Source organism: Myxococcales bacterium, assembly GCA_016717005.1.
Taxonomy (GTDB): Bacteria; Myxococcota_A; Polyangia; order Haliangiales; family Haliangiaceae; genus UBA2376.
In genome coordinates this window covers 300206-326574 of record JADJUF010000037.1, presented here as the reverse complement: position 1 = coordinate 326574, position 26369 = coordinate 300206, and the positions used below count along the sequence as shown (strand labels likewise).

Annotated in this window: 21 protein-coding genes and 2 pseudogenes; 10 read left to right on the top strand and 13 right to left on the bottom strand. The window is 72.8% G+C overall.

The features are described from left to right. Nucleotides 1–69: 69 nt before the first annotated feature. Nucleotides 70–1647, top strand: coding sequence for a peptide MFS transporter (locus IPL61_25030; GenBank protein ID MBK9034490.1), 1578 nt, complete (start codon nucleotides 70–72; stop codon nucleotides 1645–1647). Between the two features lie 47 nt (nucleotides 1648–1694). Here IPL61_25030 and IPL61_25025 read toward each other — a convergent pair whose 3' ends face one another. The 4 genes and pseudogenes from IPL61_25025 to IPL61_25010 all read right to left on the bottom strand — a co-directional run bounded on the left by IPL61_25025 (nucleotide 1695) and on the right by IPL61_25010 (nucleotide 6490). After that, complete coding sequence (locus IPL61_25025; protein ID MBK9034489.1) at nucleotides 1695–2207, bottom strand: hypothetical protein; 513 nt, start codon at nucleotides 2205–2207, stop codon at nucleotides 1695–1697. A 978-nt stretch (nucleotides 2208–3185) separates the two neighbouring features. Further along, a pseudogene (locus IPL61_25020) lies at nucleotides 3186–4010 on the bottom strand (thrombospondin type 3 repeat-containing protein). 327 nt (nucleotides 4011–4337) lie between these two features. Beyond that, nucleotides 4338–4880, bottom strand: a pseudogene (locus IPL61_25015) (thrombospondin type 3 repeat-containing protein). A gap of 143 nt (nucleotides 4881–5023) precedes the next feature. After that, the gene (locus IPL61_25010; protein ID MBK9034488.1) at nucleotides 5024–6490 is read right to left on the bottom strand and encodes a L,D-transpeptidase; all 1467 of its coding nucleotides are present in this window, start codon (nucleotides 6488–6490) and stop codon (nucleotides 5024–5026) included. Between the two features lie 56 nt (nucleotides 6491–6546). Here IPL61_25010 and IPL61_25005 point away from each other — a divergent pair, with 56 nt between their 5' ends. Then, nucleotides 6547–7791, top strand: coding sequence for a hypothetical protein (locus IPL61_25005; protein MBK9034487.1), 1245 nt, complete (start codon nucleotides 6547–6549; stop codon nucleotides 7789–7791). A gap of 234 nt (nucleotides 7792–8025) precedes the next feature. On the opposite strand, the gene IPL61_25000 is transcribed toward IPL61_25005, so the two are convergent. The 3 genes from IPL61_25000 to IPL61_24990 all read right to left on the bottom strand — a co-directional run bounded on the left by IPL61_25000 (nucleotide 8026) and on the right by IPL61_24990 (nucleotide 11031). Continuing rightward, the gene (locus IPL61_25000; protein ID MBK9034486.1) at nucleotides 8026–9390 is read right to left on the bottom strand and encodes a hypothetical protein; all 1365 of its coding nucleotides are present in this window, start codon (nucleotides 9388–9390) and stop codon (nucleotides 8026–8028) included. A gap of 27 nt (nucleotides 9391–9417) precedes the next feature. Further along, the gene (locus tag IPL61_24995) at nucleotides 9418–10134 is read right to left on the bottom strand and encodes a class I SAM-dependent methyltransferase (GenBank protein MBK9034485.1); all 717 of its coding nucleotides are present in this window, start codon (nucleotides 10132–10134) and stop codon (nucleotides 9418–9420) included. Between the two features lie 249 nt (nucleotides 10135–10383). Next, entirely contained in the window at nucleotides 10384–11031 is a 648-nt protein-coding gene (locus tag IPL61_24990; protein ID MBK9034484.1) for a sugar transferase, read from the bottom strand. A gap of 234 nt (nucleotides 11032–11265) precedes the next feature. Between IPL61_24990 and IPL61_24985 the strand changes: the two genes are divergently transcribed. Continuing rightward, on the top strand, nucleotides 11266–12399 hold the full coding sequence (locus IPL61_24985) for a glycosyltransferase (GenBank protein ID MBK9034483.1): 1134 nt from the start codon (nucleotides 11266–11268) through the stop codon (nucleotides 12397–12399). A 62-nt stretch (nucleotides 12400–12461) separates the two neighbouring features. Here the strand turns inward: IPL61_24985 and IPL61_24980 are convergent, their stop codons facing one another. The 5 genes from IPL61_24980 to IPL61_24960 form a co-directional block, all read right to left on the bottom strand. Beyond that, complete coding sequence (locus IPL61_24980) at nucleotides 12462–13793, bottom strand: hypothetical protein (GenBank protein ID MBK9034482.1); 1332 nt, start codon at nucleotides 13791–13793, stop codon at nucleotides 12462–12464. Between the two features lies 1 nt (nucleotide 13794). Continuing rightward, nucleotides 13795–14781 carry a Gfo/Idh/MocA family oxidoreductase gene (locus IPL61_24975; protein MBK9034481.1) on the bottom strand — a complete coding sequence of 329 codons (987 nt, stop codon included), beginning with the start codon at nucleotides 14779–14781 and terminating at the stop codon, nucleotides 13795–13797. A 46-nt stretch (nucleotides 14782–14827) separates the two neighbouring features. Next, the gene (locus IPL61_24970; GenBank protein ID MBK9034480.1) at nucleotides 14828–16126 is read right to left on the bottom strand and encodes a hypothetical protein; all 1299 of its coding nucleotides are present in this window, start codon (nucleotides 16124–16126) and stop codon (nucleotides 14828–14830) included. A gap of 12 nt (nucleotides 16127–16138) precedes the next feature. After that, a complete protein-coding gene (locus tag IPL61_24965; GenBank protein MBK9034479.1) occupies nucleotides 16139–16786 on the bottom strand; it encodes a hypothetical protein in 648 nt (215 codons plus the stop codon). A 228-nt stretch (nucleotides 16787–17014) separates the two neighbouring features. Beyond that, the gene (locus tag IPL61_24960; protein MBK9034478.1) at nucleotides 17015–17926 is read right to left on the bottom strand and encodes a nucleotidyltransferase family protein; all 912 of its coding nucleotides are present in this window, start codon (nucleotides 17924–17926) and stop codon (nucleotides 17015–17017) included. Nucleotides 17927–18044: 118 nt separating this feature from the next. Between IPL61_24960 and IPL61_24955 the strand changes: the two genes are divergently transcribed. The 6 genes from IPL61_24955 to IPL61_24930 all read left to right on the top strand — a co-directional run bounded on the left by IPL61_24955 (nucleotide 18045) and on the right by IPL61_24930 (nucleotide 22655). After that, nucleotides 18045–19304 (top strand): NADH:flavin oxidoreductase/NADH oxidase family protein, encoded by a 1260-nt coding sequence (locus tag IPL61_24955; GenBank protein ID MBK9034477.1) that lies wholly within the window; start codon nucleotides 18045–18047, stop codon nucleotides 19302–19304. Then, nucleotides 19301–19900, top strand: a complete 600-nt coding sequence (locus IPL61_24950) for a TetR/AcrR family transcriptional regulator (GenBank protein MBK9034476.1) — start codon at nucleotides 19301–19303, stop codon at nucleotides 19898–19900. The genes IPL61_24955 and IPL61_24950 overlap by 4 nt, the downstream gene beginning before the upstream one ends. A 35-nt stretch (nucleotides 19901–19935) precedes the next feature. Beyond that, nucleotides 19936–20202: a PqqD family protein gene (locus tag IPL61_24945; protein ID MBK9034475.1), complete on the top strand. Its 267-nt coding sequence runs from the start codon at nucleotides 19936–19938 to the stop codon at nucleotides 20200–20202. Between the two features lie 4 nt (nucleotides 20203–20206). After that, nucleotides 20207–20866: a class I SAM-dependent methyltransferase gene (locus IPL61_24940; GenBank protein MBK9034474.1), complete on the top strand. Its 660-nt coding sequence runs from the start codon at nucleotides 20207–20209 to the stop codon at nucleotides 20864–20866. 36 nt (nucleotides 20867–20902) lie between these two features. Further along, the gene (locus tag IPL61_24935; protein ID MBK9034473.1) at nucleotides 20903–22057 is read left to right on the top strand and encodes a hypothetical protein; all 1155 of its coding nucleotides are present in this window, start codon (nucleotides 20903–20905) and stop codon (nucleotides 22055–22057) included. 154 nt (nucleotides 22058–22211) lie between these two features. Next, entirely contained in the window at nucleotides 22212–22655 is a 444-nt protein-coding gene (locus tag IPL61_24930) for a tryptophan-rich sensory protein (protein MBK9034472.1), read from the top strand. A gap of 68 nt (nucleotides 22656–22723) precedes the next feature. Here the strand turns inward: IPL61_24930 and IPL61_24925 are convergent, their stop codons facing one another. Continuing rightward, nucleotides 22724–25087: a hypothetical protein gene (locus IPL61_24925; protein ID MBK9034471.1), complete on the bottom strand. Its 2364-nt coding sequence runs from the start codon at nucleotides 25085–25087 to the stop codon at nucleotides 22724–22726. 49 nt (nucleotides 25088–25136) lie between these two features. Here IPL61_24925 and IPL61_24920 point away from each other — a divergent pair, with 49 nt between their 5' ends. After that, nucleotides 25137–26288: a hypothetical protein gene (locus tag IPL61_24920; GenBank protein MBK9034470.1), complete on the top strand. Its 1152-nt coding sequence runs from the start codon at nucleotides 25137–25139 to the stop codon at nucleotides 26286–26288. The last annotated feature ends 81 nt before the right edge of the window (nucleotides 26289–26369 follow it).

Below are 26369 nucleotides of genomic sequence, written 5' to 3'. Positions count from 1 at the left end.
ACCGGGGCCCGCACTCCTGCCACCGCGCGCCAGCCGGGCGTCGCCGGCCCCATGGTAGTGTGCGCGCCCATGGCGACGACGGCCCCCTCCGACGACCGCGCGTTCTTCGGCCACCCGCGCGGGCTGATGACGCTGTTCATGCTCGAGCTGTGGGAGCGCTTCAGCTACTACGGCATGCGGGCGTTCCTGGTGATCTTCATCATCACCCCCGTCGCCCAGGGCGGCCTCGGCGAGAGCAAGACCACCGCCGGCATCATCTACGCGATGTACGGCTCGCTGGTCTACCTGATGAGCCTGCCCGGCGGCTGGCTGGCCGATCGCTTCCTCGGCCAGCAGAAGGCCGTGCTCTACGGCGGCATCATCATCATGGCCGGGCACATCGTCCTGGCGGTGCCGTCGCACTCGACGTTCTACATGGGCCTGGGGCTGATCATCATCGGCACCGGCCTGCTCAAGCCCAACGCCTCGACCATCGTCGGGCAGCTCTACGACAAGAACGACATCCGCCGCGACGCCGGCTACTCGATCTTCTACATGGGCATCAACATCGGCGCGTTCATCGCCCCGATCGCCTGCGGCTACCTGGCCCAGAGCAACGGCTTCCGCGCGCGCCTCGTCGACGCCGGCATCAACCCCAACAACGCCTGGCACTTCGGGTTCGGCGCCGCGGCGGTCGGCATGGGCCTGGGCATCGCGATGTTCTCGGCGATGCGCCACCACCTCGGCGCCGCCGGCCGCGATCCGGCCCCGCGCAAGCCGGTGGCCGACCGCGCGCCGCTGCCGATGCTGACCTGGATCGTCGTCGGCGTCGCCGCCGCGGTCACCGTCGCGTTCGGCACCTGGCGGCTGTCCTCCGGCGTCGACAAGAAGGCGATCGCCGACGCGTTCGGCGTCGGCCTCGGCACCATCGCGGTGGCGGTGTTCGTGATCATGCACCAGGTCGTCGCGGCCAACCGCGACGAGAAGAACCGGGTGCTGGCGATGGCGGTGCTGTTCTTCGGCTGCCTGTCGTTCTTCGGCATCTTCGAGCAGGCCGGCTCGACCCTGTCGTTCTTCGCCGAGGAGCGCACCCAGCGCAACGTGCTCGGCATCGACTTCCCGTCGAGCTACTGGCAGTTCGTCAACGCCGGCTGGGTGATCATGCTGGCGCCGGTGTTCACCTGGCTGTGGGTCTGGCTGGCCAAGCAGGGCAAGGAGCCGTTCTCGGTCAACAAGTTCGCGATCGGCATGGTCATCGCCGGCGTCGCGTTCGTGCCGCTGTTCATGGCCATCCCCGCGATCGATCGCGGCGAGCGCTCGAGCGCCGGCTACCTGCTCACCTACTACTTCTTCGCGACCTGCGCCGAGATGTGCATCTCGCCGGTGGGCCTGTCGGTCATGAACAAGCTGGCGCCCGAGCGGCTGGCCAGCTTCGTCATGGGCGTGTGGTTCCTGGCCATCTCGATCGGCCTGTACATCGCCGGCCGGGCCGAGGTCGAGGTCGGCAAGCTGTCGGCCAAGCTCGAGTGGGGCACCGGCGGCGTCTTCTACCTGATCATGATCTTCGCGCTGGTCGTCGCCGCCATGCTGTTCATCGCGGCCGGCCCGGTGCGGCGCATGCTCGCGGGCTCGGCGCCGTTGCCCCAGGCCAAGGCCACCGAGGCCTGAGCGGGCGCGGGTTCGTCGCCGAGCCCAGCGCGTCGACGCCGGTCGCGTCAGTCGTCTTCGTCGGCCGCGTCGTCCTGGCCGTCCTCATCGCCCTGGTCGCGGAAGTCGCTGGGGTTGTCGCCCAGGTTGCACTCGAGCGCCGACGGGCCCCAGCGGTCGATCCAGTCGACGCAGTCGCAGCCGCCGTGACACCCCTGGTCGAGGCAGGCGCGCAACGCCTCGAGGCCGTCCTCCGACAGCCTGGCCACCGTGGTCATGCAGGCCGCGCTCACCTGCTCATCGGCGTCGGGGTCGTCGGCGGGCTCCCGGCCGTCGCGCCACGCCGCCGCCAGGTCGCCGCAGCGGTCGTAGCCGGTGCACGCGCTGAGCGCGAGCGCGCGGCTGGCCTCGTCGGGGAACGGGTCGTCGGCGGCGGCGACCGGCGGCTCGTCCGTCGACGCTGGTGGGGCGGCCACGGTGGTCACCGATCGCGGCGACGACGGACCGCAGGCGACGGCCGCGAGGAGCCATGCGGCCAGCGTGATGCGGAGGTGTGAGGCCGGGGTGATGCGCATCGTCATCGGGATGATGGAGTCACCTCCGCCTGGGACGTGACCCGCGTAGCGTCGATTCTGGCGCCCGAGCCGCCGGCCCGCGCGGACGCGCAGGGTCGCCTACCGCTGACGGTGGCCGCCGGCGGCCACGCCGTCGAACATCCACGGCAGCAGCAACGAGGCCCGCGGCGCGCGGGGCAGCGGCGCCAGCGCGCGCGGCGGGGCCACCCGGTTGGGCACCACGGTCGAGTCGACGGCCTCGACCACGACCGCGTTGACGATCCACGCCAGGCAGTCGTTGGTCGAGGTGATCGTCGTGGTGATCGAGGTCGCGCCCGGCGTGACCAGCGCGGTCACGTCGTCGATGCGCGTGTCCCAGAAGTCGCCGTCGAGCCCGCTGAACGGGCTGGTGCCGCCGATCTGGGTGCCCTCGCAGAACAGCTCCTCGGGGAACGGCTGGCCGTCGCCGACGATGTTGTACAGCGTCGCCGCCTGGAAGCCGGCGCCGATCGTGAAGCCGTTCATGACCGACTGCGCCGGCGCGCCGTCGCCGAGGTAGCCGATCGCGCCCTCGGACACCTTGACCAGGTTGTGGCGAGGATCCGCGGGGTCGGCGTAGACCACCATGATGCTCAGGCCCTGACCGTCGAAGTTGGCCGAGGTCGACGGGTAGCCGGTGATCGTGTAGGCGCCGTTGCCGGTCACCAGCGCCGCCACGTTCGCCCGGTAGGCGAAGTTGCCCTCGGGCCGGCCCCAGCAGGTGTCGGGCGCGGTCGCGAACAGGGTCCCGGTGATCGGCGTGCCGTCGAGCTCGATCGCGTCGTCGCCGCCGCCGATGGTCATCCAGTACGCCGTCGCCGAGACCACCGTGGCGCCGGCCGGGATGCCGGCGACCGTCACGGTGGCCGAGGTCGTCGGCCCGCTGCCGCGGCCGGCCCACCCGACGCCGGCGGCGGCGAGGCCGCCACCGGTGATCACCTGATCGAAGGTCGGGTCGAGGCCGTCGCAGACGTCGCCGAGGCCGTCGCCGTCGGTGTCGTTCTGGTTGGGGTTGGACGCGGTCGGGCAGTTGTCGCAGTCGTCGCCGGCGCCGTCGCCGTCGGCGTCGATCTGGCCCGGGTTCATGATCGCCGGGCAGTTGTCGACCGCGTGGAAGACGCCATCGCCGTCGCTGTCCTCGCAGGCGTCGCCGAGGCCGTCGCCGTCGAAGTCGGCCTGGTCGGAGTTGCCGACCGTCGGGCAGTTGTCGCAGACGTCGCCGACGCCGTCCTCGTCGCCGTCGGCCTGGTCGGTGTTGGCGATGGCCGGGCAGTTGTCGTCGAGGTCGAACACGGTGTCGCCGTCGCCGTCGTCGCAGACGTCGCCGATGCCGTCCATGTCAGCGTCGGCCTGGTCGGTGTTGCCGATCATCGGGCAGTTGTCGCAGGCGTCGCCGAACCCGTCGCCGTCGCCGTCGAGCTGCATCGGATCGGCGGCGACCGGGCAGATGTCGCAGACGTCGCCGAGGCCGTCGGTGTCGCCGTCGGCCTGGCTGACGTTGTAGATCCCCGCGCAGTTGTCGCAGGCGTCGCCGACGCCGTCGCCGCCGGTCGCGGTGTTGAACTCCTGGGCGTCGTCGGTGGCGCTCCACGACGTCGCCGACCGGCCCGGGGCGACCCCGGCGCTGGTGCCGTCGAAGTTCTCGATGCCCTGGGTGTGCGGCCGGCCGTCGCTGGTGCAGGTCGCGCACACGAGCTCGATCAGGTTCGAGGTCTCGTGCAGGATGATCTGACCGGTGACCGGGGCGCCGCCGCCGGAGTAGTGGGGCACGGCGTTCCACGACACGATCAGCTCGCGGTCGGGGGCGGTGCCGACGACGCCGTAGGTGATCGTCCCGGTCGCGGTCGTGACGAGGTCGACCCAGTAGAGCGCGATCAGCCCGTTGGGGGCGGCGGCGTCGGGGATCGGGCCGCCCTGGCAGCAGCCGCTGGTGCTGACGTCGCCGAAGGTCAGGAAGCCGTTGGTCGACACGTTGATGTCGGTGACCGCGGTGCCGAAGAACTCGAACGGGAAGCCGATCGGGAGCGCCGGGGAGAAGGCGTCGTCGCCGGACACCGCGACCGTGGTCGGCGCCGGGCGCAGCACCGCGGGGATCGCGGTCACCGACGGCTCGCCGCTGTCGGTGTCGGCCTGGTCGAGGTTGGCTACGGTCGGGCAGTTGTCGACCGCGTCGAGCAGGGTGTCGTCGTCGTCGTCGGGGTCGCAGGCGTCGCCGAGGGCGTCGGTGTCGTGGTTGGCCTGGTCGGTGTTGGGGGCGCGCGGGCAGTTGTCGACGCTGTCGAGGATCGTGTCACCGTCGACGTCGTCGTCGCAGGCGTCGCCGAGGTTGTCCATGTCGAGGTCGGCCTGGTCGACGTTGGTCACCGTCGGACAGTTGTCCTCGCCGTCGAGGATCGTGTCGTTGTCGTCATCGGTGTCGCACGCGTCGCCGTCGGCGTCGCCGTCGGCGTTCGCCTGATCCGGGTTGCTGACCGCGGGGCAGTTGTCGGTGCTGTTCGGGACGCCGTCCCCGTCGTCATCGATCGAGCCGTCGAGCGCGACCGGCGCGTCGACGCCCGCGTCGGTGATCTGCGCCGGGCTGTCGTCGCAGGCGACGAGGCCGACCGTGAGCGCGGCGACGAGCCACGCGGATAGACGAAGGCGGTGCCAGTTGATCCCCATTCCCCCATCGTAAACAACGTGAGCCGGCGCACGTGTGGTCAGCGTCACGATTCCGCCTGATCGAGGTCGGACCGGTCGTCGATGTGTTCGAATTTATTGTGAAAGCTCGAATTTCGGGGGCACGCTCGCGGCGAAAAAATTCGTCACCGGTCGGGGTCGTCGACCTTCTGCGCGTACCCGCGGACCGGCGGATCCGGGTCGGCCTTGGACCGTACCCGCACGACCGAGCCCGGCGCCTCGACCACGCCGGCCGACATCGACCAGCCCGCGGGCACCTGCGGATCGCTGAAGAAGTACAGCCAGCGCGCGTCGCGCGGCGCCAGGTTCACGCAGCCGTGGCTCTTGGGGTAGCCGAACCGATCGTGCCAGTACGAGGTGTGCAGGGCCAGGCCCTTCTCGGGGCTGAAGAACTGCGTCCACGGCACCGTCGCGACCGCGTAGGGATCCTCGCCCGTGAGGCCCTTCATGTCGGTCTCCGACACCTTCTTCCAGATGCGGTAGACGCCGGTCTCGGTCGGCGTGTCCTTGAGCCCCGTCGACACCAGCGTCGCGTAGACCGGCAGGTCACCCTCGTAGGCGACCAGCAGCTGCTGATCGAGGTCGATGTCGAGCCAGCGCTCGCCCGGCTTGACCCCGGCCGGCAGCGGCATCGGCCTGGCGACGCGCACGTGGACCGCGTCGATCCACTCGGCGTCGCCGATGCGGTACGCGATCACGGCGCCGCCCTCCTGGGCGGTCTCGAGGACCGGCACCGCGGCGCGCGCCTTGAGCTGCCGGCGGCTGCCGCCGCCACGGGCCGCGCCGTGGGTCCACGCGGTGGTCGCGCTGCCGCGGGGCCACACGAACGCCAGCGGCAAGGTCAGGCCGGTGTCGTCGCCGAGGCGGGTCCCCTGGTACGTGCTGGGCTTGTGCTCGCGGATCGCGCTGGCCGGCAGGTACTCCTCGACGCCCCGGGTGATCTTCCAGAACAGCTTGCCGTTGGCGGTCAGCTCGCCGTACTTGCGGACGTTGACCGAGCCGACCAGCGGCCGGCCCTTCTCGAGCCCGACCGACGCGGCGGCCTGCGCGGTCGCGGCCCGCTGCTCGGCCTTGTCGTCGTCGGGGTCGGTCGCGGGATCGTCGTCGGGGGTCGGCTCGTCCTTGCCGCCCTTCTTCTTGCCCTTGGGCTTGGCGTAGACGTACGTCCCGGCCTCGATCACCTTGCCGTACGTGCCCGGCACGATCTCGGCGTCGGCGAGGCGCGGCAGCTCGACGCCGCTGGGGACCTTGGGCGAGGGCTCGAGGAAGTCGCCGCACACCCAGCCCTGGGGATCGATCGCGTACCAGCTCTTCTGGCAGCCCGGCCCGACGGCGGCGTCGCGCCAGCCGACGCGGGTGTCGCCGGCGACGGTGCCGATGCGCTTGGCGGCCTCGTCGGGGCCGAGCCGGGCGGCGACGGTGCGGATCAGGCGCAGCGACCGCGTGCCGGGCGGCAGCTCGGGCCGGGCCGGCGGGGGCGGCGTGACCGCGACGCCGGGGCCGCCGGCGTCGGGCGCGGGCGCGGGCGCGGCGCTGCGACCGCCGCCGCACGCGGCGCACAGGGCCAGAGCCGGGGCGAGAGCGCGACGCACCCGTAGGTGGTAGCACACCGCTGGGGTCGGCGCGCACCGTGGTACGATCGTCGACGATGAAGCTCGGTGAGATGCTGGTCCGCGACGGTCGGCTGACCGAGGCCCAGATCGACCAGGCCGTGGCGGCGCAGCAGCGCAGCGGCGGCCGGTTCGGCACCGTCCTGTTCGAGATGGGCTTCATCGATCTCGACGCGCTGACCGTGTACCTCGGGCTCGAGCTCGGCATCCCGATCGCGACCGGGGCGATGCTCGAGCGCGCCAAGCGCGCCGCGGTCAAGCTGCTCACGCCCGAGCAGGCGTTCCGCTACAAGTGCGTGCCGCTGATCATGCAGCACCGCCAGCTGATCGCCGCGATCGACGAGCCCCACGACCTCGACACCCTCGACGCGCTCGCGCACCTGACCGGCTACCGGATCATCCCGCGCGTCGCCGCCGAGGTCCGCATCTACTACTACATCGAGCGCTTCTACGGCATCGAGCGCCCGGCCCGGTTCCTGCGCCTCGGCGACAGCCCGCGCGGCGATCTCCCGCCGTCGTCGTCGCTGCCGGCGCCGCCGCTGCCGGGGTTGCCGCCGCAGTCGGCGCGGCCGGTGGTGGCGCCGCGCCCGGCCCAGCCGCTGCGTTTCGGGCGCGCGCCGACGCCGCTGCCGGTCGACCTCGCCGAGGACCTGACGCTCGAGGCCTCGGACATGCTCGAGGAGATCACCGCCGACAGCACCGCCGTGGCCGAGACCGCGCCGGTGGCGGCGGTGCGGGCCGCCGGCCAGCCGGTGCCCGAGGGCTCGATCACCCAGCGGACCTGGGTGCCGCTGCCGGCGGCGCCGGCGATCGAGGTGATCACCGGCGCCACCGATCGCGGCGCGATCGCCGACGCCGTGCTCGGGTTCGCGACCACGCTGTTCGACCTGGCGGTGCTGTTCATCGTCCGCGACAACTTCGCGTTCGGGTGGAAGGCCGTGGGCGACGGCGTCGATCTGGGCCGGATCGAGTGCGCGCTGGTGCCGCTCGAGGCGACGTCGATCTTCCAGCAGGCGGTCAGCAGCGCCGACGGCGTCTACCACGGCCAGCCGACGCCGGGCGCGGTGCTGTCGTACTGGTACAAGGTCCTGCGCGTGACCGCGCCCAGCCACGCCACCGTCGCGGCGGTGTCGATCCGCAAGCGCCCGGTCAACCTGCTCTACGGCCACCGGGTCGGGCGCCCGCCGCTCGCCGCCGACGAGCTGGCCGACCTGGCCGCGGTCACCGCCGCCGCCGCCAGCGGCTACGCCCGGCTGATCGCCGGCGCCAAGCGGCGCGGCTAGCGGCTGCTCCGACCGACTGATTGCTGTGCCCGCCACGATCCCGCCGGGGCGCCTCGCGCCCGTGCGATCCCGCCGAGCCAGCTCCCTCGAGCTACGCGCAATGGCTCGACGTGTGGCGCTCCAGGGGCGAGGCGCGACGACGAAGGGCTACTGCCCGTAACTCGAGGAGTTGGGACGAAGCCCATGGAGATGGATCGACGCCGTGGACAGAATCACGATCATCCTGTCCGAGCGCTAGTCCGGGCGCTCGGGAGGGGGCGCCGCGGCGTGATCGCGGATGCGGCCCCTCAGCGCGTACTCGGCGGCCAGCGCCAGGCACGCCCCCGAGAACACGTAGATGCACACGGTCGAGAGCGCGATGCCGTGGACGCCGAGATGCCACACCCGCGTGAACAGCCAGTTGAGCGTGCCGTTGAGGGCCAGCAACATCGCGCCGATCACGAAGCCGACGTGGTTCAGGCGTAGCGCGTTGAGCACGCGCAGGTATACGATCCCACCGATCACGAACGGCGCTTGTACGAACAGGAGCCGTTGCACCGAGATCACCGACTCGGCGTCAGCGGCCGTGAACGAGCCACGCTGCAGCGTCGCGCGGACGAGCAGGGGCCCGATGACGAGGCCGCCCAGGCACGCGAGCACACCGACGCCAAGCCCGGTGATGACCGTGTGCCGCACCTTCGCGCGCAGCGCCGCCGGATCGAGCTGGAGCGCGTCTTCGGCCATCGTCCGCAACAGCACCGTGCCGAGCGCGAGCGCCGGGAGCTGCGTCGCGAACATCGGCCAGCGCTGCGCGAACGCCAGCGTGGCGTAGCTACCCTCGCCGAGCGGCATCGTGTAGATCTGATCCACGACCGACATGCCGATCGTCAGGGTTCCGGCGCCGAGGCTGGGCAGGGCCTGGGCGTAGGTCCGGCGCAACAGCGCGCGGTCGCGGGCGGGGCCACCGAGGCGCACGAGGCCGGCGCCGAGCACCGCGGTCCAGGTCAGCGCGGCCGCGGTCGCGAACGAGATCACCGCCAGCTCCGCGGCGTCGGTGGCGCCGTGCGGGGAGCGGAGCATGACCAGGCCGCCGAACAGCAGGTTGCCGACCCCACCAGCGATCGCGAACGAGACGTAGCGCTTCTCTAGCGCGAAGATCGACTTGCCCAGCTCGTTGATCGCCAGCGCCGCAGTGAAGAAGGCGAGGATCGGCAGCACCAACGCCAGCGCCGCTGTGCTCGCTCGTGGTGCGATGAGGCGCGCCAGCGGCTCATTGGCCAGGAACATCACCAGCATCAACACCACGGCCAACGCGACGAACCGTAGCGAGAGGGTCCCCAGCAGCTCGTGCATGGCGCGCGGGCCCTTGGTCACTTTGGTGTGGACCGCCGACGAGAACACCGAGGTCTGAAACGTGGTCGGGACCAGCTGGCCGACCGTGGTCGCCACGATCAATCCCGCGAGCAGGGTGTCCGCCACCGCGGTCCGCCCCAGGTTGTCGGAGATCGCGATGTCGCGGAACAGCACCGCGGCCGCGGCGGCCATCGACCCCAGCGCCACGGCGCCGGCCTCGCGGAGGAGACGCAGGGTCGCGGCGATCCTCGCGCGCAAGCTATCCATGCGGGTTGCGGTGGTCCCCCGTGGGGCTTACGCGCGCGTGCCGATGTAGCAGAGGTTCGGTTGCGGTCTGCCGAGGACCTGTCGGGCGCGCGTCAGCAGCTGCGACTGCAACCAGTTGGGGGCGTACGCCAGCTCGATCGCGCGATGGTCGGTGAAGCCGTGGCGCGCCAGCTGCGCGACCAGCGACCGAGCGTTCCAGGTGCGCATATGCTGCCAGCGGTGGAAGGTCGCGCCACAGTCGGGGCACATCGTCGTGTTGCGACTCATGTCCTCGTCGTTGGGCGTGGTCAGGTACAGCGTGCCACCTGGGCGCAGCACCCGCGCGAACAGCTCGCACACGTGCTCGAGCGTCGGGTCGTCGAGATGTTCGATGACCTCGCAGCAAACGATGACGTCGAACTGACGGTCGAGCGTGATCGGGAACCCATCGATCGCGGCGCCGCCGCTGAACTGAGCGTGCGTGCCCCACTGGCGCTCGAGCTGCTCGATCGAGCCGGCGGAGAAGTCCATGCCGAAGTACTTCATCGTCGGCGCCGCCTTCACCATGTGGCGGAACAGGTGGCCGGGGCCGCAGCCGAAGTCGAGCACCGAGCGGCCGGCCAGGGGCACTTCGCGTGCGACGTGTCGGGCAACGACGGCGCCCACGGCGTAGGTGAAGTAGTTCTCCGGCCGTGTCGTCGCGGAGATGAAGTCCCAGTAGGACCCGATCTTCTCGGGCGTCCACACCACGTCGTGTCGCTTCATCAGGTAACTCCTCGGACGACGGTAGCACGGCCGACATGGCCGACCAACCAGCGCCACGGTCGACGTCGTCGTCGGTGCCAACGCCCGGCGCGCGTGAACATCTGCCGCTGGTGCGGCACTAACCCCGGCACCAACCCGCAGTCTGACCTGACCTCGCGAGTCCGGCGCGGCCGCCGCGCGTCGGCGCCGGTGACCGGCGGATCGGCGCCGTGGCTGGTGCAGCAGCCTCCGGTCGGGCGCTAATCTACGCTAGCCTCGCGAGCCCGGGGCGGCCGCCGCGTGGCCTGCGCCGGTGAACGGCGGCATCGTCGCCTCGGCGCCGTGGCTGATCCCGTCCCTGGCCAGCGCCGCGCGAACGGTGGCGATCAGGATCCGCAGGTCGAGCGCGAGCGACGCGTGATCGACGTACCAGACGTCGAGCGCGAACTTGTCATCCCAGGACAGCGCGTTGCGGCCATTGACCTGGGCCCACCCGGTGATGCCGGGCTTGACGTCGTGGCGCCGCGCCTGCTCCGCCGAGTACAGCGGCAGGTACTGCGTCAGCAGCGGCCGCGGACCGACCAGGCTCATGTCGCCCTTGAGCACGTTCCAGAACTGCGGCAGCTCGTCGAGGCTGGTCGCGCGCAGCCGCTGGCCGAACCGCGAGAGCCGCTCGCCGTCCGGCAGCGGCCGGCCGGCTCGATCGGTGGCGTCGCGCATGGTGCGGAACTTCACCAGCGTGAACGGGCGACCATCGCGCCCAGGCCGGACCTGCCGGAACAGGACCGGCCGCCCGAGTTCGCGCGCGACCGCGAGCGCGGTCGCCGCCATGATCGGCGCGCCGAGCGTCAGCGCGACCGTCGCGCCGGCGACGTCGATCGCGCGCTTGAGCGCGTGCTGCCACAGCGGGCGCGGCATGGACCCGATTGTAGCCGCAAGGCTGGGCGGAGACGAGGCCGGCGCCGCGGCGACCTGGCCGCGCGGAACCCAGGCCCGCGCCGCGGCGGCCCGGCCGCGCGCCCGCCAGGTCCGGCGCCGCGCGTGATGCGCGCCGACGTGCGTGTATGATCTCCGCGTGCGAACCCGCCAGCGGCCCACTCCGGGCGCCGTCCGCACGTGCGCGGTGGCGCCGCTCGCCTGGACCGATCCGTCGTGAGCCGTGACGCGATCCGGGTGCTGCACGTGTTCGGCGCGATGGAGCGGGGCGGCGCCGAGCTGCGGACGATCGAGATCATGCGCCGCGTCGATCCCCAGGTCGTGATCCAGGAGTTCGCGACGCTGTCGGGCCGGGCTGGGGCGCTCGCGCCCGAGATCTACGACCTCGGCGGCGCCGTCCACCCGTGTCGGCTCGACCTCGGGTTCGCGCCCCGGTTCGTCCGGATCGTGCGCGCCCGCAAGATCGACGTCGTGCACTCGCACGTGTTCTTGTCCTCCGGCCTGGCCCTGGCGCTGGCGATGACCGCGGGCGTGCCTCGCCGCGTCGCGCACTTCCGCTCGACCTCCGACGGACGCGCCACCACGGCCCGGCGGCGCGCCTACCGCGCTGCCATGCGCCAGGTGATCGACCGCACGGCCACCGACATCGTCGGCGTGTCGGCGGGCAGCCTGGCCGCGGGCTGGTCGACGGCGTGGGCGCGGGATCCGCGGTGCCGCGTGATCTACAACGGCGTCGATCCCGCGCGGTTCGCGGCGGCAACCGCGGCCGGCATCCGCGCCGAGCTCGGCCTGGCCGACGAGGCCCCGCTGGTGGTGCAGGTGGGTCGGTTCGATCCGCCCAAGAACCACCTATTCACCGCCGCGCTCGTGCCGCTCTTGCCCGAGGCGCACTTCGTCTTCGTCGGGCGCGGCGGCACGGCGCTCGAGGCCGAGACCCGGCGCCGCATCGCCGCGGCCGGCGCCAGCGGGCGGGCGCACTTCCCGGGCGAGCGCGCCGACGTCGGGCGCTGGCTCGCGGCCGCCGACGTGTCGCTCTTGCCGTCGCTGCACGAGGGGCTGCCCGGGGTCGTGCTCGAGGCGCTCGCGGTCGGCACGCCGGTCGTCGCTAGCGACGTGCCAGGAGCTCAAGAGATCGCCGCGCACCTCGACGGTGTCTCCACGCTCAGCCTCGGCGCCGGCCCGGTGGCGTGGGCCGCGGCCGTGCGCGCGCACCTGGCGGCCCGGCCGACCGCGACGACCCGGCGCCGGCTGCGCGACCAGCTCGCGGCCAGCCCGTTCACGCTGACCGCGGCGGTCGCGGCCCACGTCGACCTGTGGACCCAAGGCCAGGCAGTGCGAGGACGACGCTGACTCCAGGGCTCAGCCCGGTCGACCTGCGTGATCACGCGCCGGGGCCGCTCCGCGCGGTGCGATCACCTCCGTGGGCGGCGCAGCACCGGTGCGCCACCGGCGCCGGTCGTGGGTGTGGCGCCGAGGTCGGTGCGTCCTCGCGCCATCGTCACGATCCACAGGCCGATCAGCGGCATGTAGGCGATGACGTGCAGCATCAGCAGCAGCGAGGCGATCGTCACCGTCAGCATGCCGGCGAACGGTGACCGCCGGCGGTCGCCGACGCGACACACCAGCGCGGGCAGCAGCGGTCCGAGCAGCATGCCGAACCAGCCGAAGTTCGCGATCGCCTCCTCGAGCCACGAGGTCGTGATGCCCCAGCCCATGTAGGTCGGCGGGATGTCGAACATCGCCGCGGTGGCGTACACCGCGTACGGGTACGGCTTGCCGGGCCAGATCCCGCGCGGCACGAAGAACGTGACGTCGAACAGCACCGACTGGCCCCGGTACTCGAGCACCTGCAGCTCGTCGGGGTGGAGCTCGGCGTAGATCGTCTGCCGGGTCACCGCGTCGCGCCCGTAGTCGATGCGGTAGTTGAGGTAGAGCGGCGACGCCGTGACCGTCTGGTCGCGCGCCATTGGGCCCTCCACGACCCGGTCGAGGCTCGCCTGGTACGCGTACGAGAAGACACCGAGGGCGAGCGCCGCGGCGAACGCCACCGCGACGAACCGCCGGCCGCGCAGGACGCCGCGGGTCCACAGCAGGTACAGCGTCAGCAGCAGCGCCAGCGCCACGATCGAGCGCTTGCCGTGGATCCACACGCCCATGGCCAGGAACGGCAGCGTCGCGATCCGGAGCGGCGCCAGGGTGTTGGGCGCGGTCAGCACCAGCACGCCGGAGATGACGGCGAGCGTCGCGATCAGCGAGACGATGCCCTGGTAGCTCTGGTTCGCGCCGGGCGCGTTGCCGACGTAGGCGGCGTAGCGGGCGTACTCCGCCGGCGCCGGGGCCAGGGCGATGGCGAACGGCAGCGCCAGCATCGCGGCCCACGCCAGCGCCCGGAGCCAGCCGCGCAGCTGCTGGGCCGGCAGCGGCGTGTCGTCGAAGCGCGGCGGTCCGCCGACGACGCGGAACACCAACGGCACCACCGCCAGGTAGCCGAGGTAGATCAGGTTGGTCGTGGAGTCCTGCTGGCCCAGCAGGAAGCCGCGCTGGTACGTGAACGCGGGCGCGCCGATGGTCAGGTCCAGCAGCAGCGGCAGGCCGAAGAAGAAGTAGAAGACGATCTGGACGAACAGGATCGTGCGCCGGTCGCCGTGCGCGAGCGCGCGCACCGAGCGGATCAGGACGATCGTCAGCCACAGCGCGACGACGACGTGGGCGAAGAGCACCGAGCGGTCGAGCCCCGGGGCCATCTCACGCGCCTCCCGCGAGCAGCGACGCGTGCGCCGCGGCCAGCGTGCGCACCACGCGCACGCCGCTGGCGGCGTCGGTGCGCGGCGTCTCTCCGTCGAGGATGCACGCGATGAAGTGGCGGACCTCGGCCACCAGCGGCTCGGCCATCGGCACCTGCGGGATCGTCACGTCGCCGTTGCGCAAGGTCAGGTACTCGGCGAACGACGCGAACTCGGGCGGGCGATCGTAGCCGCGGTCGTAGATGTGGAGCTTGTCGGGGGCGACGTCGTCGAACTCGACCATCTTCTTCGAGCCGACCACGACCAGCCGCCGCTCCTTGCGCGGGTTGAGCCACGACACGTGCACGTGGGCCAGCGACGGCGCGCCCGGGCGCGGCTCGAAGCCGAGCGTCACGAACACGACGTCGTGGATGCCGGGCTGCAGGAAGCTCTGGCCGCGGGCGGTCACCGACGTGATCGGCGCGCGCACCAGGTAGTCGATCATCGACAGGTCGTGCGGCCCCAGGCTCCACAGCGCGTTCTCGTCGGACCGCAGCCGGCCCAGGTTCACGCGCGTCGACGACAGGTAGTACAGGTCGCCGAGCTCGCCGCCGTCGATCAGCTCGCGCAGGCGCTCGACCACCGGGTGGTAGAGCATCAGGTGGCCGACCAGCAGCACGGTGCCGGCGGTCGCGGCCGCGCGCTCAACCGCGAGCGCGTCCTCGACCGACAGCGCCATCGGCTTCTCGACCAGGACGTGCCGGCCCGAGGCCAGGGCCCGCTGGGCCAGCGCGGCGTGGGTCGACGACGGCGTCGCCACCACCACCGCGTCGACGTCGGGCGCCGCCAGCACGTCGTCGACCCGCTCGGTCAGCCGCGCGCCGGGCGCCATGCCGTGGGCCCGGGCCAGCGCCGCCGGGCTGCGATCGCACACCCAGGTCAGCTCGGCCCGCTCCGCCGCCGCCACCGCCCGGACCAGCGACGAGCCCCAGGCGCCCGCTCCGATCACGCCGATCCGGACCGTCATCGGCAGGGCCCGCGTGCCCGGGCGCTCCTCAGAACGCCGCGCGCGCGCCGAACATCAGCTCGTGGCGGGTGTAGCTCGGATCGTCGGGGAAGCCGCCGGCCGAGTACATGTAGCTGGTCGAGTCGACCGTGCCGATGTACGTGCCGGTCAGGTAGTAGCGATCGGTCAGCACGTACTGCGCCCGCGCGGTCGCGCCGAGGAGCAGATCGTCACGCGACGGGGCGCCGAGCGCCATGTCGATGCCGCGGTAGCCGCGCAGCCGCAGGTCGACGCCCGCGGTCAGCAGCAGCTTGTCCATGAGCTGCTGATCGACCTTCGCGGTGAACCGGTGATCCCGGTAGTAGTTCGCGTTGATCGAGTCCTCGTAGTCGTAGTTGTACTCGAGCACCACCCGGCCGGCCGGCGCGTAGGCGTAGCCGAACTCGAGGTCGAGCAGCGGGCCGTTGTAGCCCTCACCGGCGCCGTACGGGCCGTAGGCCCAGCCGACGTGCGCCTTGACGGTGATCGGCTCGCTCAGCGTCGTCGCGATCCCGGTCAGGCCGCGGATCGGCATCGACGAGTTCTTGGTGAGTGGGCCGCCGCCGGTGCTCGAGCCGATCGCGCCGAAGAACCCGAGGCTGACATCGGCGAAGAAGCGCGTGTACGGCAGCCACTGCCAGTCGCTGCGCACGCCGAGCGTGTGGTTCATGCGGTTGGCGACGGTCGAGTCCTCGAACACGTCGAGCATGTTCTGGTAGCGGATCGTCCCGCTCAGCGTGCGGCCACCGGGCTGGTAGCGCAGGCCCAGGTCGAGCAGGTTGTCGATCCGATTGTTCGAGGAAGGGTCCTCGAAGTTGCGGGGCCGGACGTCGCGCCGCAGGCGATCGTCGGCGATGAACGACCAGGTGCCCTTGGGGTAGGCCTGGAGGTGGGCCTGGGTGTCGAACGCGAGGTTGCGCTGGCCGGTCGCCGACGGGTTGGCGTAGTAGAGGTACTCCTCGTAGCGCAGCCCGCCCGAGGCCCGGAACTCGAGCGTCTGGGGCGCCGGCTCGTTGCCGGGCTCCTCGCCGGGGATCTCCTCGTCGGGCTCGATCTTCTCGGACGCCACCGCGAAGTTGGCCGTCAGGCGCAGCAGGCCCGACGTCACCGTCGTGTCCTGCTCGTAGAAGACGTTGTCGATGACGCCGAGCTCGACGCCGATGTTGGGGTGCAGGACGGTGCCCCGCGACACCTCGACGCCCTTGCCCTCGACGGCCTCTTGCGCGTGCGCCGCGCCGGCCGACAGGGCCATGGCCGCGAACAGCCCCGACGCGGCCGAGGCCGCGATCACGATCTTACGCTTGGTCATTGGCGCGGCTCGTCACAGCGGCGGAGCGAAGGGGCTGGCGTAGGCGGGGTCTTCGAGGGACTGGGTGTACGCGTCCTCGCCGCTCGCGTTGCCGACGTCGCCGTCCGCGGTCGGATCGTGCGGGATCGCCGGGCCATCGACCGTCACGTCGTTCTTGCCGATGAAGTAGAGCTCCTCGCCGATGCAGGCCTGGGCCTCGCCCAGCGCCTCCTTGGACTTCTCGGCGGCGATCGTGATCTGGCCGTACTGGTGGACCTGCTCGCCGCGATCGTCCTGGGCCTTGGCCTCGGTGAAGTCGTTCTTGGCCTGGTCGGCGATGTTGAGGAGCTGCTTGACCGCGAGGAGCTGCTCGTTGACACAGTTGAGCTTGATGACGTCCTTGGCCTTCTGGGCCGCGGCCTTGAGCTCGAGGGTACGGCGGTGGCCGGCCTCCATCTCATCGATCATCCGGCGGCCGTTCTCGTCCATCTCGCGCGGCGACAGGTTGGCGTTCTTCTCCGTCGGCAGCGACAGATCGGGCTCGTCGGAGGGGGCCGGCGCGGGCGCCGCGCTGCCGGGGCCGGGCGGATCGCTCGGCTGGCTGCCAGGTTGCGCGTACAGCACGCCGCCGCCCGCGAACGCGGTGGCGACGATGGCTGCGACGAAGGTGCGTGCTCGCATGATGGGGTTCCTGGCGGGGGGACGGCTGGGAAGCCACGTCGGCGGGACGCCGCGCCGGCGCGGAGGCCGGTGCCCGAGGAGAGTTCGAGGGAGATGCTACGCGGTGTCCCGCGCAGCGTCAACCTTGGGAATTCCCTTCGGGATTGTCGGCATCTGGGAATTGGATACCGGCGGGGGGGCTGGTGTTCAAATCGAGCGGCGGATTTCGAGGGGGTAGGGTGGAGCGCGTCACAGCCCGAGGCGAGTCCGGATGGCGCCCCAGGCCAGGCCGGGCAGGTCGCGCGGCGAGTCATGGATGGCGAGCTTGCGCAGCACCTGAAGCCCCCGGCCTGGCAAGGCGCCGCGGATCAGCTCATGGGTGTCTGGGAACACCTTGAAACTGCTGAAATGTTCGCCTCGGAGCGCCTCGACGTACCCGCGGACCAGGCGATCGGCCCGGCGGAGTCCCCAGACGGCGGCGAGCGTGTCGGTGGGGCCGGCGAGGGCAGCCAGCCGGTCGGCGTCGACGAACGAGATCAGCGCGAGCGAGAACTCGTGCCTGGCCATGTGCGCGAGATGAATCAGGTACTCATGCAGCGGGCGAGGTCGCAGCGTGCCGAGCGCGGCTGGGATCGCGTCGCGCCAGATCTGGTCGAGGTCGATGCGCATCCGGCCGGCCTGGACCATCGACCGGTGTAGATCGATCGCGCTCTCACGCCGGCGAAACGTGACCGCGTGGTTGACCGGTGACCGCTGGTTTCTCTTTCCATCATCATGATACCCAAGGGCTTTCAGACGATCAGCGGCATCGGCGAAGCGGCCGGCGGGGACCATCAGGTCGATGTCGGTCATCGGCCGGAGCGCGGGGTCCTCGTAGAGATCGTCGATGTACGCGATCCCCTTGAGCCGCATGATCGGGATGCCATGCAGGGCTCCGACCGCCTCGGCGAGAAACCCCGCCCGGCGCTCGGCGTGGAGCGCCGCGGCGATGTAGTCGGGCTTGAAGTCTTTGATTCCAGCTTGATAGGCCAGCGGGGCGAGCAGGTGGCGGCGGACCCTCGCAGGGTCGAGACCCGGCGTGGCCGCGAGCGTGCGGCGCTCAAGGATCGCGGCCACCAGCGCCAGCAGCGCACGATCGGACGTGGTGACCGCGCTCGCCATCCCCACACGGTGGTCGGAGTCCCGAAAACGTTCAAGGGCGGCCGAGATGCGCCGACTATGTATATCGGTCGGTATATTTTGTCTTGCGTTCTATGCCGACCGGTATAATGGTAGGAGCATGACGATCCTCGCCGCGCCGCTGACGCTCCCCTCCGGGGCGACCCTGCCCAATCGCCTCGCCAAGTCCGCCATGAGCGAGGTGCTGGGCGATCCGGAGACCGGGGCGCCGACCGCGCAGCTCGATCGGCTGTACGAGCGCTGGGGCCAGGGCGGGACCGGCCTGCTGATCACCGGGCATGTGATCGTCGATCCCGACGGCCGCGGCGAGCCCGGCAACGTCGTGGTCAGCGATCGCCGGCACCTCGCGGGGCTGAAGCGCTGGGCGACCGCGGCGCAGGCCCACGGCGCGCGCTTGTGGATGCAGCTCAACCACGCGGGTCGTCAGGCGCCGCGTCGGGTGGTCAAGCAGCCGGTGGCGCCGTCGGCGATCTCGCTGCGCGGGTTCGCCGGCGCGTTCGCGCGCCCGCGGGCGCTGACCGAGGACGAGATCGTGGCGATCATCGGTCGGTTCGCGACCGCCGCGGCGGTGGCGCAGGAGGCCGGGTTCGCGGGCGTCCAGATCCACGGCGCCCACGGCTACCTCGTCAGCCAGTTCCTGTCGGCGCGCACCAACCAGCGCGACGACGCCTGGGGCGGCGACGCGGTCCGCCGGCGGCGGTTCTTGCTCGAGATCGTCGGCGCGATCCGCGCGGCGGTGGGCCCGACGTTCCCGATCGGCGTGAAGCTCAACTCGGCCGACTTCCAGCGCGGCGGCTTCACGATCGAGGAGGCGATGGACGTGGCGCGCGCGCTCGAGGCCGCCGGCGTCGACCTGCTCGAGGTGTCGGGCGGCAACTACGAGAGCCCGGCGATGGCGGGCAGCGGCGAGCTGCCGGCCGAGCAGCGCGACAGCTCGCGCGACCGCGAGGCCTACTTCCTCGACTACGCGCGCCAGATCCGCGCGGTGACCACGCTGCCCTTGATGCTCACCGGCGGCATGCGCACGCGCGCGACGATGGAGGCGGTGGTCGGCGGCGGCGACGTCGACGTCGTCGGCCTGGCGCGGCCGCTGACGATCGCGCCGGCGCTGTCGGCGGACCTCCTGGCCGGGCGCGTCGCCGGCGCCCCGGCGGTGCGGATCCGCAGCCGGCTGCGCCGCATCGACGACGCGCTGCAGGTGTTCTGGTTCCAGGAGCAGATCCACCGCATGGGCCGCGGCGAGGATCCCGACCTCGCGCTCGGCAAGTTCGGGGCGCTGTGGCGGGGCGTGCGATCGACCTTGTGGCCGCGCGGCGGCGGGCGCGGCCCGACCCTGGCCGCGGCCGAGGCCGGCGCGTGACCGACGAGCGCACCAGCAAGGGCGAGCGCACCCGCGCCAAGCTCACCGCGGCGACCGCGGCGCTCTTGCAGCGGCAGGGCTACCACGCCACCGGCCTGGCCGAGATCGTCGCGGCCTCGGGCGCGCCCCGCGGCTCGCTGTACTTCTACTTCCCCGACGGCAAGGAGGCGCTGGCGTGCGCGGCGCTCGAGGAGAGCGGCCGGGCGTGGCGCGACCGGCTCGAGGGCGTGATCGCGCGGGCGCCGGATCTGGGCGCGGCCATCACCGCGGTGTGCGACGAGCTGGCCGGGGCGCTGGTCGACTCGGACTTCCGCGACGGCTGCCCGCTCGCGACCGTCGCGCTCGAGGCGTCGACCACGTCCGAGGCGGTGCGCGCGACGGTGGCGGCGAGCTACGACGCGTGGCTAGGGTCGATCGCGGCCCGGGTCGCGGCGCTGGGCGTGCCGGCCGAGGTCGCGGCGCGCCTGGCGACGTTCACCCTCGCCGCCATCGAGGGCGCGATGATGCTGGCCAAGGTCCAGCGCTCGGTGGCGCCGCTGATCGAGGTCGCCGAGACGCTGCGCGTGCTGACGGCGATGCTGGCGCCGGGCCGCTGATTGCCGGGGCCGGGGTTCGCGTGTAGCGTTGGCCCATGGCGCGCTACCGACGCAACCCGCAGACCGCCGGCCGCGTCATCGACGGCCAGGCGTTCGTGGTGACGCCCGACGACAACAAGCTGCACACGCTCAACGGCGCGGCGACGCTGCTGTGGCAGCTCACGCAGGCGGGCGCGTCGATCGACGACGCCGCGGCGCTCTTGGTGCGCGAGTACGAGGTCGATCTGCCAACGGCGACCGTCGACGCGGCCGCGTGCCTCGACGATCTGGTCGCGCGCCAGATCCTCGTCGTCGAACCGTGACCGCATGACCGGGCCGCGCGACTGGCGCGCGGTCGCCGCCGGCTACGACGCCGCCGCGGCGGGCTACGACGCGCGCCACGACGACGACGACCGCAGCGCCGCGCGGACCCGCGCGATCGATCGGGTGCTGCTCGACGGCGTGGCCGGGGCCGCGCGCGTGCTCGAGGTCGGCGTCGGCACCGGCCGGCTGCTGGCGCAGGTGCGCGCGCCGGTGCGGCTCGGGCTCGACGTCTCGGCCGGCATGCTCGCGCACGCGCGCGCGCGCGGGCTGGCGGTGGTGCGCGCCGACGGCCACGCGCTGCCGTTCGCCGCCGCCAGCGTCGACGCGGTCGTCGCCGGCAAGGGCGCGCTGCGCTACCTGGCGCCGGCCCGCGCGCTGGTCGAGATCGCGCGCGTGCTCGTGCCCGGCGGCGCGCTCGCGTTCCACCTGTACCCGCGGCGCACCTGGTCGCTGCGACCGGCGCCGGCGCCGGCGCCGGAGCTGTGGCAGCCGGCGTCGCTGGCCGAGCTCGAGGCCACGGTCGCCGCCGCCGGCTTCGCGATCGCGCGGATCGCCGCGTTCCGCTCGATCCGGGTGTGGCCGTACGCGCTGCCGATCGCGCCGTGGCTGGCCGCGCGCGCCCCGCTGTGGAGCCACGTCGCCGTGGTCGCGCGCCGCCGATAGGTCGCGCGCCGACCGCGGCTCCGCTACGCTGTGCGGGTGAAGCTCGGGCTCCTCCTCGCATCGGTGCTGCTGGCGTGCGCGAGCACCAACGACACCTCGATCGACGCCACCGAGGCGGACGCCGCGCGCGGCGACGGCCCGACCGCGCCCGACGCCGCGGTGGCCGCGGACTGTCCCGCGGGCCTGGTCGCGACCAGCATCAGCCCGACCGGCGAGCTCGGGTGCGCGGCCGTCGACGACGCCGCGGCGGTCGCCGTGCGCTCGCGGTGCTCGGTCTACCTGGGGCAGCGCGACAGCTGCACCGGCTGCGCCGATCCGCCGGCGAAGTGGACCATGAGCGGCCCGCTGGCGTGCGCGCCCGGCGTCGGCGCCGGCAACACCTGCCTGACCGCGACGCTCGACGACCCGACGACGCCGGTCGAGCTCGCGGCGCTCGATCTCGACGGCGACGTCAACGGCGACGACAAGCTGTACACGACGCTGCACTGCGTCGCGGTGCCGCGCGCGCCGGTGCCGGCCCCGTGCCAGCAGGGCTGGGCGATCACCGGCCGCTCGGGCACGTCGTGGACGTGCGCGCCGCTGGCGGAGGCGGTGGTCGGGTACGTCCGCTCGCAGTGCTCGATCTACCTCGGCTGGCAGGACAGCTGCGATGGCTGCACGACGCCGCCGAGCAAGTGGGGCCACGCCAACGACGCCGGGTGCACCTCCGGCGCCGGGGCCAACGGCACGTGCACGACCACGATCCTCGGCGGCGAGACGGTGAACCTGTTCGGCCTCAACACCGGCGGCGACGTCGACGGCAACGACAAGCTCCACCTCGGGCTCACCTGCACCCCGCCGACCGCGCCCGGCGAGGCGTCGCGGACCCAGTGCCCCGACGGCCAGTTCGTCGTCGGCACCAACGCCGACGGCTCGTTCGACTGCGCCGATCCGGCGGCCGCCTTCGCGGCCTACGTCGACACCCACTGTGCGCTGTTCCTGGGCTGGCGCGACAGCTGCGACGGCTGCACCCAGGCGCCGACCAAGTGGGGCAAGACCGGGACGAGCGCGTGCACGCCCGGCGTCGGCGCCGACGACACCTGCACCGCGATGACGCTGGGCGGCACGACCGTCCAGATGTTCGGGCTCAACACCGACGGCGACGTCAACAGCGACGACACGCTCTACCTCGGCCTCCGCTGCACGCCGTGACCGCGCGCGGCCGGCGGACCGGGGCGGCGCCTCACGTCCCGAGGATCGTCTTGAACGTGCGGACGGCGCGACGTCGGTAACCCAGGTGCGGGGCCTGCGTCCAAGCCGGGTGACCGCCACTGACTCGTCGAGCCGATCGGGCCGCGGCCTCGCGCTGGTCGGGTGGATCGCGCTGTGCCAGGCCGCCGGCGGCCTCGGCGCGCTGGCGACCAGCGCCGCCTGGTACCGCGCGCTGGACCGGCCGGCGTGGGCCCCGCCCGGCTGGGTGTTCGGTCCGGTCTGGCTCACGCTCTACGCCGCGATGGGGGTGGCGGCCTGGCTGGTGTGGCGCACCCCGTCGGGCGCGGCGCGGACCCGGGCGCTCCGGTGGTTCGGCCTGCAGCTCGGGCTCAACGCGGCGTGGACGCCGGTGTTCTTCGGCCTGCGCTCGCTCGTCGGCGGGCTGGTCGTGATCGTGGCGCTGCTGGCCGCGATCGTCGCGACGATCGTCGCGTTCGCGCCCAGGTCCCGGCCGGCCGCGTGGCTGCTGGCGCCGTACCTGGCCTGGGTCGCGTTCGCGGCCGCGCTCAACGCCGCGCTGTGGTGGCTGGCGCGCTGATCTCGTCGACGCGGCGCGGTGGCGCGACCGGCGGCGGATCGTCGTCGAGCGGGCGCACGCCCGCGACGTCACGGCTGGCCGGGCGCGGTGTCGACGTCGATCCGGGTGACCGCGCCGGTGCGCATGAACACCGCGGCGGAGCGCGCGGCGTCGAGCGTGTCGCCGGGGACCTCGTGGCGCGCGCCGGTGGCGTCGGTGACGATCACGCGGCGCGCGGTGCTGAGGTGATAGATCACCGGCACCTGGCAGTACGTGAACGCCAGGGTGTCCGGCGGCAGCGGGATGCGCAGGCGCTGGCCGTCGACGGCGATCGGCTGGAACAGGTCGGGCTCGGTCAGGAACTCGGCGCGGCGCAGCAGGTGCGGCGCGAAGGTCACGCGGCCGGCCCGGACCCGGACGCCCAGCTCGCCGAGGCGGATCAGGATCTCCTCCTTGACCTGGCCGGTCATGCCGGGCTGGCGGGCGCCGCCGTGGGCCGGCGAGTGCGAGTAGGGATCGAGCGGGAACGCGCCCCACACCGTCGGCGACTTGGCGGTGCCCGACATGCCGGCCCGGACCGCGTGGTAGTGCCGGGCCAGCGCCGCGCGGACGTCGCGATCGGCGCCGGCCGCGGTCGCGTCGAGGAAGCGCTCCTGGATCGCCAGCACCAGCTTGCCGACCATGTGCCAGTACACGCTGCCGAGGCCCTCGTACGCGAACATCGTGCCGCTGCGGCCGGTGAACGCGCGGTGCTCGAACACCTCCTCGTAGACCTCGAGCAGCTCGGCGATCGCCGCGTCGGCGTCGGCGTCCGCGGTCGCCGGCAGCGCGCCCGCGGTCCGCAGCGCGGCCAGGCGCGCGGCGCACGCGTCGGCGTTGGCCAGGTCGGCGTGGAAGCGCAGGGTGCCGTCGGGGTCGCTGACGATCACCCGCGCGGCGGCGTCGGCCGCGAGCCGCCCGATCAGCGGGGCCCGCGCCGCGGCGGCGGGGGCGATGCGGTTCTTGCCGAGGAAGCGCGGCATCGTGCGATCGGGGTAGAGCAGGTAGCTGTGCTGGTCGGCGCGGTACAGCCGGCTGGCCGGCAGCGCGTCGAGGATCGCCAGCGCGGCGCGATCGTCGAGCGCGCGCGTGGCCAGCGCGGCGACCTGGCCCTCGAGCATCTCGGCCAGCGGCGCGAGCCCGAAACGATCGGGGCCGCGCGGGACCAGGACGAGGTAGGCGTGGATCAGGTCGTCGGGCCGGCGGAGCTGGCCGAGCGTGTGGCGCAGGAGCGCGCCGGCGTCCCGCGCCAGGGCCAGCACGTCGGCGACCGCGACCTCGCTCCGACCGGTGAAGCCGCGGGCGTAGACGTCGGCGCGGTACGTGCTCGCGGCGGCGCCGAGCGCGCGCATCACCTGGCCGCGGTCGTCATCGGTGATCTCGGTGGCGGTGGTCAGGGACCGGTGGCGCGCCAGCGCGGCCCGGGTCGCGGCGAGCCAGGTCGCGACCTCGCGCGACAGCGCCACCGGCTGATCGGCGAGGTGGCCCAGCAGGTCGGGCACCAGCGCCAGGTACCGCTCGAGGTAGCACGCGGTCACCGCCGACACGCCGTAGCCGACCAGCGCGTTGTTGGCGTCGTTCCACTCCGGGCGCTGGGTGTTCATCCAGACGCCGCCGCCGGGGACGAAGCTGGCGAGCTTGGCCAGCGCCGGCACCAGCAGCTTCTCGATCAGGTTGACCCGGTACACCCCGGCGGCGTCGTGGACCAGGCGCGCGTCGGAGCCGAGCGCGGCGGCGCGGGCGACGATCTCGGCGTGGCGGGCGGCGTCGAACTCGATCGTCGTGCGCGGATCGGCGACGAGCTGATCGTACGAACGCAGGCGGTACGGGACGTCGGCGTAGGCGAACTCGGGGCGCGTCAGCGACGTCGCCAGCCGGTCGGGGTGGTGCGCGCGCGCGAGCTCGAGCAGGCGCGTCAGGTAGACGATCTGGTGATCGCCCCAGTAGCCGATCGTCGACCACGGGTGATCGGGCTCGGGCACCTCCCAGTCGATCCCGGCCCGGCCGATGCGGTACGGGTTGTGGCCGTCGACGGTCGAGGCGTTGACGAACTTGGCGACCATCTGCTCGAGGAACTCGGGCTGGGCGCAGCCGAGCGCCTCCCAGTTCTGGAAGATGTCGCGCCAGTTGCCCTGGTAGTCGAGCACCAGCTCGCCGCGGTCGTCGCGGACCCGGATGTCGAAGCGGTTCCAGGGGCGGCTGGGATCGCCGTGGCGGCGGCTGAACGTCAGCGGCAGGTACTCGGCGGTCAGGCGCGTGAGGTCGGGATCGCCGAGGGCCTCGAGCCGGGCCTGGTGGTCCGCGCGCGGCGCCAGCGCCGGCAGGGCGTCGAGGAGCGCGCGGTGGCGCTGCCACACGCCGGCGTTGGCCTGACGCACGAACGCCGCGAAGTCGGGGCCCGGGACGCTGGGCACCGTACGCGAACACGCCGCCGCGCATGTCGTTGAACAGCACGTTGGCGACGTGGTGGGCCGAGGCCAGGCGGTCGGCGGTGCGCTGCAGCCCGTCGGTCGCCGCGACGATCTGCGCGAGCCGGGCGGTGCCGCGGGCGACGTCGGCGCGGACCTCGGTCACCAGCGCCTCGGGCCCCCGCAGGCGCGCGACCAGCGCCGCGACGTCGGGCTGGGTCTGGGCGACGTCGGCGACGATCACCCAGGCGTGGTCGGCCCCGGGCGCCAGGGTCACCTCGGCCTGCACCAGGTACGCGCCGCGGCGGCCGCGCACGACCTCGGCGCGGTCCGGCTGGCGCCCGTGCGCGAACGCCTCGCCGCCGTCGTCGATCAGGATCACGTCGGCGCGCGGCAGGCCGTGGCTCCAGACCGTGGTCGCGTGGAGCGCCTCCATCGGCTCGGCCCGATCGATGACCTGGGCCGCGAGCGTGTACAGCGCCAGGGTCGTGTCGGGCACGCGCTCGTTCAGCTTGAACGCGTCGATGAGGCAGCTCGCCGACTGCTGCAGCGGCTCGCTGACGTCGCCCGGCAGCAGGTTGAGCAGGCCGTCGCGCACGCGCACGATCGCCGGGGTCGCGGCGCGGTTCACGATCGTCGAGGTGCGGACGAACCCGAACCGGGCGCTGGTCTGCCACGCCGCCCGGAAGCACAGCCCGAGCGCGTGGTTGTCCTCCTCGAACACCAGCAGGTTGCCGAGCACGTTCTTGTACAGCCGGCGGGTGATCGGGTAGGCGAGGCGATCGGCGTCGAGGAGCGGGCGCCACAGCGCGGGCGGCGCCCCGTCGCGGGTGACGACCAGCGCGGTCACCGGCCCGGTCACGCCCACGGCGTCGTAGATCTTGTCCTCGGTGACGTACGGGAACAGCGCGGTCGCCGGCCCGCCGCGCCCGGCGGTCAGCGGGCCGGTGCTGGCGGCGAACAGCCAGTGGTCGGTGTCGCTGACCACGCTGGTGAGGAACGGCGCCAGCGCCTGGACGTCGTCGATGACGTAGCACTCGTCGCCGAACGCCGGCGTCAGGCGCCCCGCCGCGCCGGGCGCCGCGACCGGCACCGGCGTACGTCCAAACACCAGCGTGGGGTGGTCCATCGGTGGGGGCTCCGGCGCAGGTTCGCACGCGGTCGGCGTGGTCGCGCCGATCGGGGCGGGTGGGGCGATGGTGCTTGACATCGGGCGGTTGATGAGTCGTACTTAGTTTGTTCGCTCACAGAACAAAGTCAAGAGCCGACGCGCCCGCGTGCTCGCCTG

Excerpts from the sequence above, each read along its gene's own strand:
- IPL61_25030 (MBK9034490.1), top strand. The coding sequence starts at position 70 with ATGGCGACGACGGCCCCCTCCGACGACCGCGCGTTCTTCGGCCACCCG.
- IPL61_25025 (MBK9034489.1), bottom strand. The coding sequence starts at position 2,207 with ATGACGATGCGCATCACCCCGGCCTCACACCTCCGCATCACGCTGGCC.
- IPL61_25005 (MBK9034487.1), top strand. The coding sequence starts at position 6,547 with ATGAAGCTCGGTGAGATGCTGGTCCGCGACGGTCGGCTGACCGAGGCC.
- IPL61_25000 (MBK9034486.1), bottom strand. The coding sequence starts at position 9,390 with ATGGATAGCTTGCGCGCGAGGATCGCCGCGACCCTGCGTCTCCTCCGC.
- IPL61_24995 (MBK9034485.1), bottom strand. The coding sequence starts at position 10,134 with ATGAAGCGACACGACGTGGTGTGGACGCCCGAGAAGATCGGGTCCTAC.
- IPL61_24990 (MBK9034484.1), bottom strand. The coding sequence starts at position 11,031 with ATGCCGCGCCCGCTGTGGCAGCACGCGCTCAAGCGCGCGATCGACGTC.
- IPL61_24980 (MBK9034482.1), bottom strand. The coding sequence starts at position 13,793 with ATGGCCCCGGGGCTCGACCGCTCGGTGCTCTTCGCCCACGTCGTCGTC.
- IPL61_24970 (MBK9034480.1), bottom strand. The coding sequence starts at position 16,126 with ATGACCAAGCGTAAGATCGTGATCGCGGCCTCGGCCGCGTCGGGGCTG.
- IPL61_24965 (MBK9034479.1), bottom strand. The coding sequence starts at position 16,786 with ATGCGAGCACGCACCTTCGTCGCAGCCATCGTCGCCACCGCGTTCGCG.
- IPL61_24960 (MBK9034478.1), bottom strand. The coding sequence starts at position 17,926 with ATGGCGAGCGCGGTCACCACGTCCGATCGTGCGCTGCTGGCGCTGGTG.
- IPL61_24955 (MBK9034477.1), top strand. The coding sequence starts at position 18,045 with ATGACGATCCTCGCCGCGCCGCTGACGCTCCCCTCCGGGGCGACCCTG.
- IPL61_24945 (MBK9034475.1), top strand. The coding sequence starts at position 19,936 with ATGGCGCGCTACCGACGCAACCCGCAGACCGCCGGCCGCGTCATCGAC.
- IPL61_24940 (MBK9034474.1), top strand. The coding sequence starts at position 20,207 with ATGACCGGGCCGCGCGACTGGCGCGCGGTCGCCGCCGGCTACGACGCC.